The sequence below is a fragment of the Pantoea sp. EKM101V genome (genome assembly GCF_011800325.1).
Classification (GTDB): Bacteria; Pseudomonadota; Gammaproteobacteria; order Enterobacterales; family Enterobacteriaceae; genus Pantoea; species Pantoea anthophila.
In genome coordinates this window covers 98,944-114,061 of the sequence record NZ_JAALFP010000008.1, presented here as the reverse complement: position 1 = coordinate 114,061, position 15,118 = coordinate 98,944, and the positions used below count along the sequence as shown (strand labels likewise).

Annotated in this window: 15 protein-coding genes; 6 read left to right on the top strand and 9 right to left on the bottom strand. The window is 57.7% G+C overall.

Annotated elements, in window-relative coordinates; translation table 11 throughout:
• Positions 1 to 260 precede the first annotated feature (260 nt).
• The 3 genes from secM (at position 261) to mutT (ending at position 4,082) form a co-directional block, all read left to right on the top strand.
• Positions 261 to 767 carry a secA translation cis-regulator SecM gene (secM, locus tag HFD92_RS14215; protein WP_223812705.1) on the top strand — a complete coding sequence of 169 codons (507 nt, stop codon included), beginning with the start codon at positions 261 to 263 and terminating at the stop codon, positions 765 to 767.
• 74 nt (positions 768 to 841) lie between these two features.
• On the top strand, positions 842 to 3,544 hold the full coding sequence (secA, locus tag HFD92_RS14210) for a preprotein translocase subunit SecA (protein WP_009092121.1): 2,703 nt from the start codon (positions 842 to 844) through the stop codon (positions 3,542 to 3,544).
• Positions 3,545 to 3,686: 142 nt separating this feature from the next.
• Positions 3,687 to 4,082, top strand: a complete 396-nt coding sequence (gene mutT / locus HFD92_RS14205) for an 8-oxo-dGTP diphosphatase MutT (protein ID WP_009092119.1) — start codon at positions 3,687 to 3,689, stop codon at positions 4,080 to 4,082.
• Between the two features lie 30 nt (positions 4,083 to 4,112).
• On the opposite strand, the gene yacG is transcribed toward mutT, so the two are convergent.
• The 3 genes from yacG to coaE are packed head-to-tail and all read right to left on the bottom strand — an operon-like array spanning position 4,113 to position 5,675.
• On the bottom strand, positions 4,113 to 4,310 hold the full coding sequence (yacG, locus tag HFD92_RS14200) for a DNA gyrase inhibitor YacG (RefSeq protein ID WP_009092117.1): 198 nt from the start codon (positions 4,308 to 4,310) through the stop codon (positions 4,113 to 4,115).
• A gap of 8 nt (positions 4,311 to 4,318) precedes the next feature.
• Positions 4,319 to 5,062, bottom strand: a complete 744-nt coding sequence (gene zapD / locus HFD92_RS14195) for a cell division protein ZapD (protein ID WP_009092116.1) — start codon at positions 5,060 to 5,062, stop codon at positions 4,319 to 4,321.
• A 4-nt stretch (positions 5,063 to 5,066) separates the two neighbouring features.
• Complete coding sequence (gene coaE / locus HFD92_RS14190; RefSeq protein WP_167429142.1) at positions 5,067 to 5,675, bottom strand: dephospho-CoA kinase; 609 nt, start codon at positions 5,673 to 5,675, stop codon at positions 5,067 to 5,069.
• Positions 5,676 to 5,909: 234 nt separating this feature from the next.
• Between coaE and HFD92_RS14185 the strand changes: the two genes are divergently transcribed.
• Complete coding sequence (locus HFD92_RS14185) at positions 5,910 to 6,950, top strand: GMP reductase (protein ID WP_167429141.1); 1,041 nt, start codon at positions 5,910 to 5,912, stop codon at positions 6,948 to 6,950.
• 25 nt (positions 6,951 to 6,975) lie between these two features.
• Here HFD92_RS14185 and hofC read toward each other — a convergent pair whose 3' ends face one another.
• The 4 genes from hofC to nadC all read right to left on the bottom strand — a co-directional run bounded on the left by hofC (position 6,976) and on the right by nadC (position 11,108).
• On the bottom strand, positions 6,976 to 8,175 hold the full coding sequence (gene hofC, locus HFD92_RS14180) for a protein transport protein HofC (protein ID WP_167429140.1): 1,200 nt from the start codon (positions 8,173 to 8,175) through the stop codon (positions 6,976 to 6,978).
• Positions 8,168 to 9,553, bottom strand: coding sequence for a type II secretion system protein GspE (gene gspE / locus HFD92_RS14175; RefSeq protein WP_167429139.1), 1,386 nt, complete (start codon positions 9,551 to 9,553; stop codon positions 8,168 to 8,170). Before gspE ends, hofC begins: the two co-directional genes overlap by 8 nt.
• Positions 9,540 to 9,995: a prepilin peptidase-dependent pilin gene (gene ppdD / locus HFD92_RS14170; protein WP_046101220.1), complete on the bottom strand. Its 456-nt coding sequence runs from the start codon at positions 9,993 to 9,995 to the stop codon at positions 9,540 to 9,542. Before ppdD ends, gspE begins: the two co-directional genes overlap by 14 nt.
• A gap of 216 nt (positions 9,996 to 10,211) precedes the next feature.
• Positions 10,212 to 11,108, bottom strand: a complete 897-nt coding sequence (gene nadC, locus HFD92_RS14165; protein ID WP_167429138.1) for a carboxylating nicotinate-nucleotide diphosphorylase — start codon at positions 11,106 to 11,108, stop codon at positions 10,212 to 10,214.
• A gap of 196 nt (positions 11,109 to 11,304) precedes the next feature.
• On the opposite strand from nadC, the gene ampD reads away from it, so the two are divergent.
• Both ampD and ampE read left to right on the top strand, forming a co-directional pair.
• Complete coding sequence (ampD, locus tag HFD92_RS14160; protein ID WP_009092102.1) at positions 11,305 to 11,856, top strand: 1,6-anhydro-N-acetylmuramyl-L-alanine amidase AmpD; 552 nt, start codon at positions 11,305 to 11,307, stop codon at positions 11,854 to 11,856.
• 16 nt (positions 11,857 to 11,872) lie between these two features.
• Positions 11,873 to 12,727, top strand: coding sequence for a beta-lactamase regulator AmpE (gene ampE / locus HFD92_RS14155; protein ID WP_058957895.1), 855 nt, complete (start codon positions 11,873 to 11,875; stop codon positions 12,725 to 12,727).
• Here ampE and HFD92_RS14150 read toward each other — a convergent pair.
• Both HFD92_RS14150 and HFD92_RS14145 read right to left on the bottom strand, forming a co-directional pair.
• On the bottom strand, positions 12,709 to 13,668 hold the full coding sequence (locus HFD92_RS14150) for a family 43 glycosylhydrolase (RefSeq protein WP_167429137.1): 960 nt from the start codon (positions 13,666 to 13,668) through the stop codon (positions 12,709 to 12,711). The genes ampE and HFD92_RS14150 overlap by 19 nt on opposite strands.
• Entirely contained in the window at positions 13,665 to 15,077 is a 1,413-nt protein-coding gene (locus HFD92_RS14145; protein ID WP_167429136.1) for a glycoside-pentoside-hexuronide (GPH):cation symporter, read from the bottom strand. Before HFD92_RS14145 ends, HFD92_RS14150 begins: the two co-directional genes overlap by 4 nt.
• Positions 15,078 to 15,118: the final 41 nt, after the last annotated feature.

Below are 15,118 nucleotides of genomic sequence, written 5' to 3'. Positions count from 1 at the left end.
TCTCCGGTCAGCGGCGCCAGCCGTTTTTTATTGCCCCCATCTTATCCGTCGCAATAGTGTGACCGCTCTCGTAACGCCTTGTCTGTTCTGCTGAATTGCTGAACAATCGCTCGCCTTTTCTCACACCGCCACTTTAATCTCAGGTGTGGATGCCCCACATTAATGATACTATCTGTGGCGCTTTTACAGGCCGAAATCCGTTGCAGCATGCAGCGGTTGAACGAAAACAAAGGCGCAGGAGCATGCGCAATGGAAAGGGTGTGATCGGGATTCTTCAGCGCTGGCGACAATTGGGTAGACGCTATTTCTGGCCCCATCTCCTGTTAGGGATGGTCGCGGCCAGCTTTGGCCTGCCAGCCTGTGCGCAAAACTCCGAACTCAGCACCTCTTCAGAATCTCCGGCCAGCAGCCTTTTTCTGGGCAGTGCCGCACGTTTTGACCACCTGATACGGCTTCAGGAAGCGTCCCGCCGTCCCAGCTTCAGCGTGGATTACTGGCATCAGCACGCCATCCGTACGGTTATCCGTCATCTTTCGTTCACGCTGGCGCCACAGGCCCAGGCGGAGCCACAGATTTTACCGCTGGCGGCACAAAAGCTGGCGCTGATTGATTCACTGCATAACTTACTGACGTCTCATTCTGCGCGGCATACCGCCCCGCAGCTGATGACGGCACCCCCGCTTTTCACCGCCGTAACCCGTTCATGGGTTGAGTGGCATGCCAGCGTGCATGGCATTCGCGCCGGACCTGCCCGATTGTTCTGCTAATATTTTTGGTTTTATTCACTCTGTTAAGATTTCGCAGTCCGGCAAGCGCCGGCTGAATTGAGAAACTATTGATTATGTTAAGCAAAATATTGACCAAGGTTTTTGGCAGCAGCAACGATCGTACGCTGCGCCGCATGCGCAAAGTGGTAGATGTCATCAACAAGATGGAGCCTGATTTCGAGAAGCTCTCTGATGATGAACTGAAAGCCAAAACGGACGAGTTCCGCGAGCGCCTGAAAAAAGGCGAATCGCTGGAGAGCCTGATTCCTGAAGCCTTTGCGACGGTGCGTGAAGCCAGTAAACGTGTGTTTGGCATGCGTCACTTCGACGTTCAGCTGATCGGCGGCATGGTGCTGAACGACCGCTGCATCGCTGAGATGCGCACCGGTGAAGGTAAAACCCTGACCGCGACCCTGCCAGCCTACCTGAACGCCCTCTCCGGCAAAGGCGTTCACGTGGTGACCGTCAACGACTATCTGGCTCAGCGCGATGCGGAAAACAACCGTCCACTGTTCGAGTTCCTTGGCCTGAGCATTGGTATCAACATGTCGGGCCTGCCTGCGGTAGCGAAGCGCGAAGCCTACGCTGCAGACATCACCTACGGCACCAACAACGAGTATGGTTTCGACTACCTGCGTGACAATATGGCTTTCAGCCCGGAAGAGCGCGTACAGCGTAAACTGCACTACGCGCTGGTGGATGAGGTCGACTCCATCCTGATCGATGAAGCGCGTACGCCGCTGATTATCTCCGGTCCGGCAGAAGACAGTTCTGACCTCTACACCAAAGTGAACAAAATCATCCCTCATCTGGTTCGTCAGGATAAGGAAGATAACGAAACTCATCAGGGTGAAGGTGACTTCTGGGTCGATGAGAAAGCGCGTCAGGCTCACATGTCCGAGCGCGGTCTGGTTAAGGTGGAAGAGCTGCTGGTCAGCCAGGGCATCATGGAAGCGGGTGAGTCACTCTATTCACCGACCAACATCATGCTGATGCATCACGTTACGGCGGCGCTGCGTGCTCATGCGCTCTTTACCCGCGACGTGGACTATATCGTCAAAGATGGCGAGGTCGTGATTGTTGATGAACACACCGGCCGTACCATGCAGGGTCGTCGCTGGTCCGATGGTCTGCATCAGGCGATTGAAGCGAAAGAAGGGGTAGAGATTCAGAACGAGAACCAGACGCTGGCCTCTATCACTTTCCAGAACTACTTCCGTATTTACGAGAAGCTGGCCGGTATGACCGGTACTGCAGACACTGAAGCGTTTGAATTCAGCTCCATCTATAAACTCGACACTATCGTGGTGCCGACCAACCGTCCGATGGTACGTAAAGATCTGGCTGACCTGGTCTACATGACCGAGAAAGAGAAGATCGACGCGATTATCGAAGATATCCGTGAGCGTACTGCTAACGGTCAGCCGGTGTTGGTGGGGACGATCTCGATTGAAAAATCGGAAGTGGTCTCTAACGAACTGACCCGTGCGGGTATTAAACACAACGTTCTGAACGCCAAGTTCCACGCCCGCGAAGCGGATATCGTGGCGCAGGCGGGTCAGCCGGGTGCGGTAACGATCGCCACCAACATGGCGGGCCGTGGTACAGACATTATGCTGGGCGGCAGCTGGCATGCCGATGTGGCGGCGCTGGAGAATCCGACCGAAGCGCAGATCGAAGAGATCAAAGCGGCCTGGAAGGTTCGTCACGATGCGGTTCTGGCATCAGGGGGTTTGCACATCGTCGGTACCGAGCGTCACGAGTCCCGCCGTATCGACAACCAGCTGCGTGGTCGTGCAGGTCGTCAGGGTGATGCCGGTTCCTCACGCTTCTACCTCTCAATGGAAGATGCGCTGATGCGTATTTTTGCCTCCGATCGCGTGTCGAATATGATGCGTAAACTGGGCATGAAGCCCGGCGAGGCGATTGAGCATCCATGGGTCACCAAAGCTATCGCCAATGCTCAGCGCAAAGTTGAAAGCCGTAACTTCGATATTCGTAAGCAGCTGCTGGAATATGATGATGTGGCAAACGATCAGCGTCGCGCTATCTACAGCCAGCGTAATGAGCTGCTGGATGTCTCTGATGTGAGCGAAACCATTAACAGCATTCGCCACGATGTCTACAAAGCGACCATCGATACCTACATTCCGCCGCAGTCACTGGAGGAGATGTGGGACGTGCCAGGGCTGGAAGAGCGTCTGCGCGCCGACTTCGACCTTAACCTGCCGATAGCGGAATGGCTGGATAAAGAGCCGGATCTGCACGAGGAAGTGCTGCGTGAGCGCATCATGACCCACGCGACCGAGAGCTATGCTGCCAAAGAAGAGATCGTCGGTGCCGAGATGATGCGTAACTTCGAAAAAGGCGTGATGCTCCAGACGCTGGATTCGCTGTGGAAAGAGCATCTGGCTGCGATGGACTATCTGCGTCAGGGCATCCATCTGCGTGGCTATGCGCAGAAAGATCCTAAGCAGGAGTACAAGCGTGAATCCTTCGCCATGTTCGCTGCGATGCTGGAATCACTGAAGTATGAAGTGATCAGTACCCTGAGCAAGGTTCAGGTGCGTATGCCTGAAGAGGTTGAAGCGATGGAGCAGCAGCGTCGTGAAGAAGCCGAGCGTCTGGCGCAGCAGCAGCAGCTGAGCCACGTAGAAGAGGATGCGCTGGCAGAACCGGCGGCAGAGCAGAGCGGTGAACGTAAAGTCGGCCGCAACGATCCCTGCCCGTGTGGTTCCGGTAAGAAATACAAGCAGTGTCATGGCCGTATCGCCTGATACGCAATGCTGATGAAAAAGGAGCCGCTGGCTCCTTTTTTTATGCCCGCGGCCCATCTCGCCAGAGCAGACGTAAAGCGGTTAACTTCCGCTATAGCATGTTCTAAAATCAGCCCTCACTCATTACGACCGGACAGTTTCCATGAAGCACCTGCAGGTTGCGGTTGGCATCATTCGCAATGCCAGTAAACAAATTTTCCTTGCCCAGCGCGCGTCAACGTCTTACATGGCGAACAAATGGGAGTTTCCCGGCGGTAAGATTGAAGCGGGCGAAAGCGCGGAAGAGGGGCTCGTCAGAGAACTCCACGAAGAAACCGGTATTGAAGTGACCGATGCGCGCCCGATTGGTCATGCCGACCACACCTATGACGATCTGCGCGTGACGCTGCATTTCTTTCTGGTCGAAGGCTGGAAGGGAGAGCCGTGGGGTAAAGAGGGGCAGCCGCAGCGTTGGGTTGATCAGCAGGCGCTGGTCGCCGACGAATTTCCGGCCGCGAATCATCAACTGATTGCGCGTCTGGTCGCCGGCGAGCTCTGAGCAGATGGGGCAGTGCGCCCCATCCTTCTGTCAGCGATCTTCTTCGCTCCAGTTTTCACTGTCGTTCATATCATCGCTGCTGGGAATGCGTTTCTCTTCGGCAGCCCATTCCCCTAAATCGATAAGCTGACAGCGTTTACTGCAAAACGGCCGAAACGGGCTGAGTTCATCCCAGATCACCTCTTTGCCGCACTGCGGACAGGAGACGGTCATGACTTCTTGCTGCATAGTTACCTCTAACAACAGGCCAGCTGGAAGTTAAGGCGGGCGGGCACTTCGCCGCGCTCGCTGTCCAGCGGCATAAAACGAATGGCGTAGCGGCTTTTGTGGCCGGACACCTGTGGATAGAGCGCATCGTCCAGCGACAGCTGCAGTCGCAGCAGATCGGCATCCTCGGCATTATCCTGATAAAAGCCATTGAGGCTGGTTTGCGTATGGAACGAACCCGACTGGCGGATCAAATCCAGCACCATCGCCAGGGCATGATGGAGTGGCTCCAGGGTCTGCATCCAGGCTTCAACCTGCGCATCGCGGACTTCCTGTGGCAGATGCAGCCAGATGTGCAGACCCGGCAAATCAAAACTGCAGCAGCCGCCAGGAATGCTCAGACGCTGGCGCACTAGGGCAATGAGACGATCCTCGCGGAGTTGCTGCCCCATCCGTGGCGCATTCATCAACCGGGTTGACTGACTTTTGAGTTTATCGCTCAGGGCATCAACCCGCGTCATATCGACACCCGGCACATCCGCCCAGGCGCGTAATTTCTGCTGCTGACGCTCCAGCTCTTTCAGCAGCTCTGTGCGAATATCGCCCCGCTCGAAAATGTCGAGCAACTCGCCGGTGAGGCGGAAAAAGGTCAGTGCATTGACGGTTTTATCCAGCGGGGTCGTTTCGTCTAACTGATTAATTAAAAACTCAACCCGTAGCCAGGTCCGCATTTTTTCATTCAGTGGGTGTTCAAACAGAACGGGTGTGCTCATGTTATTAATCCTGTTTCGTTGCCGCCAGCCGGAGGTAGCGCTGGTGAAGTCCGGCAACCTGTGGCAAGGCGTCATCGGGCTCGCCACTGTTATAAATAATATCGTCGGCACAGGCGAGGCGCTGCTGGCGCGTCGCCTGTGCGGAAAGAATACGTTGCGCCTGCTCCAGGGAGAGCCCATCGCGCTGTCGGGTACGGGCTAACTGCGTCTCCTCATCAACATCCACGACCAGCACCCGATCAGCCTGGTGCTGTAACTGATTTTCTACCAGTAGTGGCACCACCCAGAGCACATAAGGTGAGGCCGCCTGGGCGATCAGCTGTCGCGTCCGGGCGTTAATCAGCGGGTGCAACAGCGCGTTTAACCAGCTTTTCTCTTCGGGCTGCTGAAAAATAATTTCGCGCAGGCGGGCACGGTCAAGCGTTCCCTGTCCGGTCACGATCGATGCGCCGAAGCGCGCCTCAATGGCCTGCAGAGCGGGAGTGCCCGGCTCGACCACTTCGCGTGCGATCAGGTCAGCATCAATAATTTCCACACCAAGCGCAGCAAAGGCTCCGGCTATCGTGCTTTTACCACTGCCGATTCCTCCTGTGAGCGCGACGGTATAGGGCATGTTTCTCACCTGGCTTCTCATATGGACATAGGTTCAGGGTAATGATCTGAACAAAAAACGCAAAAATGAGCGACAGATCACACCAATAAAGCAGCAATAAATTTTACGGATTGTAGCGTAAATAAAGTGAAATTCGCAGTCTTGTCGCGTCGCCAGAGGCGCGTAATATAACGTCACTGGAACCGTGCTTATTTCGCGAACGGCGAGTTGTTGCCACCTACCAGGACACTGTTTATGCGTATTGAAGAAGATCTGAAACTGGGCTTTAAAGATGTCTTAATCCGGCCCAAACGCTCCACGCTGCAAAGCCGCTCGCAGGTCGAGCTGGAACGCAGCTTCACCTTCCGGCACTCCCGCCTGAGCTGGAGCGGCATCCCGATTATCGCGGCCAACATGGATACCGTCGGCACCTTTTTAATGGCTGAGGCGCTGGCCAGTTTTGATATTCTCACCGCCGTTCACAAGCACTACAGCGTGGAGGAGTGGCGGGCGTTTATTCAGCGCGTCCCCGCCACGGTTCTGAAGCATGTGATGGTGTCAACCGGCACCTCTGAAAACGATCTGAACAAGCTGGTCGCCATTATGGCGCTGTCCGACGATCTGCAGTTTATCTGCATCGACGTGGCCAACGGTTACTCGCAGCATTTTGTTGATTTTCTGCAGCGCGCTCGTGAGATGTTCCCGGCGAAAACCATCTGTGCCGGTAATGTGGTGACAGGAGAGATGGTGGAAGAGCTGATTCTGTCGGGCGCGGATATCGTTAAGGTTGGCATCGGTCCGGGGTCGGTCTGCACGACCCGGGTGAAAACCGGCGTGGGCTATCCGCAGCTTTCTGCCGTCATTGAATGTGCCGATGCGGCCCATGGCTTAAGTGGACAGATTGTCAGTGATGGCGGCTGTTCGGTGCCAGGCGATATTGCGAAAGCCTTTGGCGGCGGAGCGGACTTTGTGATGCTGGGAGGCATGCTGGCGGCACACGATGAGTGTGAAGGGCAGGTCGTCGAAGAAAATGGCGAAAGCTTCATGCTGTTTTACGGCATGAGTTCTGAATCGGCGATGAAACGTCATGTCGGCGGTGTCGCCCAGTATCGGGCTGCCGAAGGTAAAACGGTGAAGCTGCCACTACGTGGCCCGGTGGCTGATACTGCACGGGATATTCTGGGAGGTTTGCGGTCCGCCTGCACCTACGTCGGGGCTGAGCGTCTGAAAGAGCTGACCAAGCGCACGACCTTCATCCGGGTCAATGAGCAGGAAAACCGCGTATTCAACCGGTAATCGTCCGGGGCGCATCCGGCGCCCCTTAATGCATCGCATCACCCAGACCGAATACGGGCAGATACATCGCGACTACCAGCGAGCCGACGATAGCGCCAATGACCACCATCATCACCGGCTCCAGCGACGCCGCCAGGGTATCAGCACGTTTGCGGGTCTCTGCCTCGTGCCACTCCGCCAGACGCGCCAGCATCACATCCAGTGCTCCCGCCTCTTCGCCGACCCGAATCAGCTGACCACATAACGGCGTGAACAGCGAATGATGCATCAATGCCTGATGCAGGGGATGACCCTGAGCAATGTGCTGCTGGAGGGCGGCGATGGCCTCCCGCCAGAGCAGGGCAGAGAGCGTCACTTCTGCGGCGGCCAGTCCCTGCAACAGGGTCAACCCGGCACGCTGCGTCAGCGTCAGGATGGTGTAGATCTGCGTCAGCTGCATCCCCCGCCATAATCCGGCAAGCAGCGGGAGGCGCAGCAAAAGAGCCTGTTCGCGGCGCTGCCACTCCGCAGAGCGTCGTCGCAACTGAAACACAATCGCCAGTATCAGCGTTACGCCGAAAGCGAGGACGCCTCCCCATGCCTGAAGCAGGGCTGATAGCTGCATCACCGCTGCCGTAAAGGTGGGCAGGGGCGCGTCAAAGGCGTCATAAACGGCAACGAACTCAGGCAGCACAAACAGCAGCATGCCGCAGGTGACAGCGAGGGCCACCAGCAGGATGAACAGCGGATAACGCAATGCTTTCACCACCTGCTGACCTAACTGCTGTTGCCGGATCTGCTGGCGGGCCAGCTCCTCGCAGCAGACATCGAGCTGACCGGTCAGTTCACCCACCTCCATCAGTGCCGGATAGAGCGCCGGAAAAATCTGTGGCCATTCACGTAATGCCTGAGAAAAAGGGGCACCGCTGAGCACACGATAATGCAGGGCGAGCAGCAATGCCCGCCAGCCTGCATGCGGATGCCCCTCTGCCAGCAACGCCAGACTCTCTGCCAGCGGCAGACCGGCTTTGAGCAGGGTGGCCAGCTGGCGTATCAGATCGCTCTTCTGCTGCCACTTCCATTCCGACTGACGCCAGCCCTTTTCCCGCTTCCAGCTCACGGGCAGCAGGTCGCGCTGCGCCAGCACCCGCAGCAGGGTTTCACTGTCAACCGCCAGCAGCTGACCACTGCGCAACTGCCCCTGGCTATCTACCGCCTGCCAGCGGAACAGCGCTGCATCAGCCATCGTCCAGCCCGATGACCCGCTGCATCTCTTCCAGCGAGGTGTCGCCCCGGCTTACGGCTTCCAGACCGGAAACCAGCAGGGTGCGCAATCCCTGCTGTTTTGCCAGAGTGAGCAGATTCTCCAGCGGCATCTCAGCAGCAATGGCATTCTGTAGCCTGGCATTGATCGGCAGCAGTTCAAACAGCGCCAGCCGGCCAAAGTAGCCGGAGAAACAGTGATCGCAACCGGGCGCCCGCCAGGTTTGCAGCGTGCCGGGCCAGATTTCTGGGGGGTAGTGCGCCACCGCCTGGGCCGGCTGACGGCAATGGGGGCAGAGGCGCCGGACCAGGCGTTGAGCCACGATCAGCTTCAGCGCCGGGCCCAGCAGATAACCGGGGATGCCCATCTGCCGCAGCCGCGTCAGCGTCTCGGCGGTGGAGTTGGTGTGCAGAGTTGAAAGCACCAGATGGCCGGTCTGCGCTGCCTTCACTGCAATCTCTGCCGTTTCGGCATCGCGGATCTCTCCGACCATAATGACGTCCGGATCCTGTCTCAGTAACGCCCGCAGCACACGGTTAAAATCCAGCCCCTTGCGGTTATGGATCTGCGTCTGATTAATGCCGGACAGCGGGATCTCAATCGGATCTTCCACGCTGCACAGGTTTTTTTCTGGCCGGTTCAGGGCGCTGAGTCCACTGTAGAGGGTAAATGTCTTGCCGCTGCCGGTCGGCCCGGTGACCAGGATCAGCCCCTGCGGCTGGGCCAGCGCCGCCGTGAAGAGGCGCAGCTGCGCAGGGGGGAGGCCGAGCTTATCCAGTGACAGCGCCGCACTTTCACTCTGCAACAGCCGGATGACCGCTTTTTCACCGCCATACACGGGTAACGTTGCCAGACGAAAGGAGGCTGACTGACCGGCGATCGCCAGACTGAACTGACCATCCTGGGGCAACCGGCGTTCGGCAATATCCAGTCCGCCGAGGATTTTCAGGCGCGCCAGCAGCGCCGCAGGCTGGGTCACAGGCAGGGAAGAGAGCGGGTGAAGGACACCGTCAATACGCAGCCGCACCCGCATCCCCTCAGCGCCGGGTTCGATATGCACATCCGAGGCGCGACGTTCCAGCGCCTGGCGCAGAATCAGCTCGGCGGCTTCAATCGCCGATTCAGCGGGTGTCTCTTCGCGCGCGACCCGCCCCGTGTCGGCATGCTGACGTTGATCCAGGCGGGCCTGAGGCCAGCATTCAATGTCAATCTGACACTGACTGGCAAAGTGAAGCGCTTCAGAGAGTCCGGGCGGAACGCTCTCCGCCACGGCAACGCGTAACCGATCGGCATCATGCTGCAAAATCAGCGCGCGATAGCGCTGGCAGAGTGCTGTTATTGCGTCGTCAGGCGGATTCATCGCTGGCCCCTTTATCCGCAAAGCGGAACTGTTCCAGGCAATTGTCGCGCAGATTGTTGCTGCTGCTGGTGCAACTGCGCTGCCAGCTGATGCTGCCATCCGTGGCATCATGAATCGGCACCATTTCAACGCTCAGGCCATTCAGACTCTCCTGGCCGGTCAGCGTAATCACCCCGTTAGTGACGCTCAGTGCCGAAACGTAGCGCGATCCTTTCGCAGCAGGGATACCAGCCTGTCCGGCCTGACACTGCGTCGGGCCGCCGCGCTCCATGGCACAGAGTTCGACGGCGGTTTTATAGGGCACCATCGTTTGCAGCATGTCGGTGAGCGCGGCGCGCTGCAGATAGTTTTGATAGGCGGGCAGGCCGATGGCACTCAGAATCGCCACAATGCCGACCACAATCATCAGTTCAACCAGCGTAAATCCACGTTGATAGTTCATTCCATCGTCTCCTGATTAAGAAGTCGACAGGGTAGAAAGCGGGGGCGGTGAAAAACAGTGGCGAGTTTTCAGGCTGGAAAGGATCACCGAAAGATTGTGCGTCGTTACAGCGCAGTAGCAATGGCGCTGTAAGCGAGGTCGCAAAACGTGTGGCCGCGCGGGCGGGTCAGCAGAATGCGCGGACAGAGGCTGCGGCACTGACCGTGCCGCTGCGGTTTACTTTTGCTGAAAACGCATCGAGAGATCCAGCGCCCGGACATGTTTGGTCAGTGCGCCAACCGAAACGTAGTCCACGCCGGTCAGGGCGATCTGCGGCAGGGTGGCTTCGGTAACGTTGCCAGAAACTTCCAGCAGCGTCCGCCCCTGATTCAGTTCGACGGCGGCCCGCATCTCCTCCAGGCTGAAGTTATCCAGCATGACAATGTCAGCGGCGGCCTTCAGCGCCTGGCGTAACTCCTCCAGCGATTCCACCTCAACTTCAACCGGCACGTCTGGCTGTAACCACTGCGCTCTTTCCACCGCCTGAGCAATCGACCCGCTGGCGATAATATGATTCTCTTTGATCAGATAGGCGTCAGAGAGGCCGAGCCGGTGATTGCTGCCGCCACCGCAGAGCACGGCATATTTCAGCGCCGTCCGCAGGCCGGGCAGGGTTTTGCGCGTGTCCAGCAGCTGGGTCTGGCTGCCTGCCAGCAGTGCAACATAGCGGCTGACTTCGGTCGCCACGCCGGAGAGCGTCTGCACAAAATTGAGCGCCGTCCGCTCGGCGGTCAGCAGCAGGCGGGCCGGGCCTTCAATTTCAAACAGCAGCTGGTCAGCCTTGATCGGATCGCCATCACTGACGTGCCAGTTCAGGGTGGCGTGCGCGCCCAGCTGAATAAACACCTCTTCGACCCAGCGTTTACCACAGAAAACACCGGCTTCGCGGGTGATGACCTGCGCATGGGCCTGGGTATCGGCCGGTAACAGCTGTGCGGTGATATCGCGGTCGGCGTCGATCTCTCCACCGAGATCCTCCTTTAACGCCAGCGCAACGGCATCCGGGATGTCACTTTCAATGCGTTTAATCAGCGCCTGACGGCGGCTGTCGGGATCATAACCACGAGAAGACATAGGCTTACACTCCAGAAAAGGGGATGTCTGAGGCGGTCACAATAGCCTGAACTGCCACGCGGTGCCAGCCATAAACCGTATTTTGTTTAGTATCCTTAACAGGAAATCAGATAATGTCACGCTGCCGACACACTAAGGGGCAAGAATCCTTTATTATTCATGCTATTCTCAGCCAGGCAGAACAAGGAAATCCGGTATGAAAATCAAACAGGGCTGGCTGACCGGCGTACGTCAGGTGCCCTCATTACATTGCAATGAACGACCTGACAATGAGGCGCCGTCGCTGCTGGTGATTCACAATATCAGCCTGCCGCCGGGAGAGTTTGGCGGACCGTGGATCGATAAGCTGTTCACCGGCACGCTTCCGCCGGATGCGCATCCCTATTTTGCCGATATCGCGGCACTGAAAGTGGCGGCACACTGCCTGATTCGCCGTGACGGCGAGATTGTGCAGTATGTCCCCTTTGATAAGCGCGCCTGGCATGCGGGGGTTTCGCAGTTTGAGGGCCGGGAAAACTGCAATGACTTCTCTATTGGCATCGAGCTGGAAGGAACTGACAGCGAGCCTTATACCGGGGCGCAATATCGGGCTTTGCAGCAGGTTACGCAGTTGCTGCTGCAGCACTATCCGGTCACGCCTGCACGTATTACCGGGCATAGTGACATCGCTCCGGCGCGCAAAACCGATCCTGGTCCTGCTTTTGACTGGGAGTACTACAGAGAGCTGTTAACGCAGCAAAAATCCTGATTTTTGCGGGGTCAGTATGACGTTGTTTACCTTGTTGTTGGTTCTGGGCTGGGAACGCCTGTTTAAACTGGGCGAGCACTGGCAGCTTGAACACCGGCTGGAGCCGATTTTTCGCCATCGCCGCCACTTCTCCATGATGCGGACGCTGCTGATGACCGTGCTGGCGATGGCGCTGACGGCACTGGTGCTGGTGACGCTGAAAGGCGTGCTGTTTGGCGTGGTGCTATTGCTGTTCTGGATTGTGGTCGGGCTGCTCTGTATCGGGGCCGGTTCAGTGCGGCAGCACTACCATCACTATCTGAAGGCGGCCAGTCATGACGACGATGCGGCGCATCAGGCGATGGCGGCGGAGCTGACGCTGATTCATGGTGTGCCGGTGGAGTGCAGCGAACGCGAATTTCTGCGCGAGCTGCAGAATGCGCTGATCTGGATAAACTTCCGTTTCTATCTGGCACCGATGTTCTGGCTGGTGGTGGGTGGCCCCTGGGGACCGGTGCTGCTGGTGGGTTACGCCTTCCTGCGAGCCTGGCAGGGCTGGCTGGCAAAGCACGGCACACCGATGGCGCGGGCGCAATCGGGGGTCGACGGTATTCTGCATCTGCTCGACTGGATACCGGTCCGGCTGGCGGGGGTGGCTTACGCTCTGCTGGGCCACGGTGAAAAGGCGCTGCCCGCCTGGTTTGTCTCACTGACCGATCGTCACCGTTCTCAGTATCAGGTGCTGACCACCCTGGCGCAGTTCTCGCTGTCCCGCGATCCGCACACGGATAAAGTTGAAACGCCACGGGTGGCCGTGGCGTTGGCGAAACGGACCTCACTGGTGCTGGTGGTGGCCGTAGCGCTGCTGACGATTTATGGCACGCTGGTGTGATCAGCAGGGGGCACGCCAAAATCGGGCGTGCCATCGCTGCGCCAGCTGAAATATTTCAGTCGGGTATGGCGGTTCGGGTCCCATAACGGATCGCCCTCAATCTCCGTGTAGTTTCGCGCATGGTAGACCAGCACGTCCCGCCCCGACTCATCCTGCGTAAAACTGTTGTGCCCCGGCCCATACTGATGATTGTCCCAGCTGGACACAAACACCGGCCGCGCCGATTTCTGCCATGCGGTCACATCGAGCGGGTCCGCCTCTGCGGCAATCGACAGCATGCCCAGGCAGTAATTCTCATCGGTGGCGCTGGCGGAGTAGGTAACAAACAGCCTGTCACCATGACGAATGACCGCCGGTCCTTCATTCACGCTAAATCCTGCACACTCCCACTCATATTCAGGCCGGCTCAGCATTACCGGCGTGCCTTTCAGTGTCCAGGGATTAAGCAGCTCCGCCAGATAGAGGTTGGAGTTACCGGGAATGGCGGGATCTTTCTGTGCCCAGAGATACCAGTTTTTACCCTGATGCACGAAGTGGGTGGCATCCAGTGAAAAGCTGTCAAGCTGGCTGAAGACGCGCCGGCAGGGCTGCCATTCACCCTGCAGCGGGTCGTCGGCCTCGCACACCAGTGCGTACATCCGATGCTGGAATAATCCCTCTTTAATGTCGCGCGTCGGTGCCGCCGCGAAATAGATCACCCACAGCCCGTCGATATAGTGCAGCTCGGGTGCCCAGATGAGTTCGCTGCAGGGGCCGCTCTCCGGCTTGTGCCAGACTACCACCGGTTCTGCGCTGCGCAGGTCAGCCAGCGTGGTGGCGCGGCGAATCTCCAGCCGGTCATATTCCGGTACTGAGGCGACAAAATAGTAGTGCTGTTCATGGCGCAGAATAAACGGGTCAGCGCGCTGCTCAATAAAAGGATTCGGCCAGGTTGAGCTCATTTTACATCTCCGGTTGGCGTGGCAGCACGGTTGTGCAGACGAACAGTGTGTAAGTCGTGGAAGTTTTCGCGACGCAGCGCCAGATCCTGCTGGATGGTGAGCATCATTTTGCGGTCAACCTTCATCAGCCGTACCACGCCGGCGGTGATCAGGTAGCCGACGCCCGGAATAACGGTAAACAGCAGCATGATGCCGTTAATTGCCTCGGCTGACTGCTGTTTTGCGCCCGCGTTGTAGCCATACATTGAGAGCAGAAAACCGACCATCGCCCCTGCGACAGCCAGACCCACCTTGAGGAAAAAGAGGTTGCCGGAGAAGCTGATGCCGGTAATGCGTTTACCGGTTTTCCATTCGCCGTAGTCATCCACATCGGCCATCAGCGACCAGTGCAGGGGGGAGGGGATCTGATGCAGAATATTCAGCACAAAATAAGCCACCACGACCATCAGGGTGGCGTGCGGATCGATCCAGTAAAAGCCGCTGGAAAAAAGGGCCAGCGCGATATTGGTCCAGAAAAAGACTTTGAGTTTGCACCAGCGGTCGGTGAGCACTTTCGCCAGCGTGCTGCCCACCATCATGCCGATTACCCCCAGGCTGATAAACAAGGTGGCGAAGTGCGTTGACTGACCCATGACCCAGGTTACGTAGTACATGGTCGCTGCCATGCGAATGAAGCCGGGACAGACGTTGCAGAAGGTGAGCAGCAGGATCCGGACCCACTGGTCATTCTTCCAGACGTCACGCAGATCTTTTTTCAGGTCATCATTGCTGGGAACGGCAGGGCGGATGCGTTCACGCACCGTAGCAAAGCAGAAGAGAAACATCGCCAGGCCCAGGGTGGCCAGCACCGCCATCGCCATCTTATAGCCGCGCGCCTTATCCGCGCCGCCAAACCACTCCGCCATCGGCAGCAGTGACAGGGAGAGGGTCAGCGTGGCGATGCCGACCATAACAAAGCGGTAGGACTGGCAGGAGACGCGCTCGCCGGGATCGCTGGTAATCACGCCGCCCAGTGAACAGTAAGGAATATTAATGGCGGTGTAGGTCAGTGACATCAGGAAGTAGGTGACAAATGCCCAGATCACCTTGTTGTGATAGGTCCAGTCTGGCGTGGTAAACATCAGTACGCTGAACAACACGTAGGGAACGGAGACCCACAGCAGCCAGGGACGAAAACGGCCCCAGCGACTCTGGGTGCGATCGGCAATCGCGCCCATAATCGGGTCGGTGACCGCATCCAGCACCCTGACCGAGAGCAGCAGCGTGCCCACCAGCGCCGGAGCCAGGCCGAACACGTCGGTATAGAAGTAGTTGAGGAACAGCATGATGGCACCGCCAATCATGTTGCATCCGGCATCGCCCATGCCATAACCCAGTTTTTCTTTGAATGTGAGTGCCGCGGGCTTCATTGTGCTTCTCCTGCAAACCATGAAGCTAATGATTATCAGCG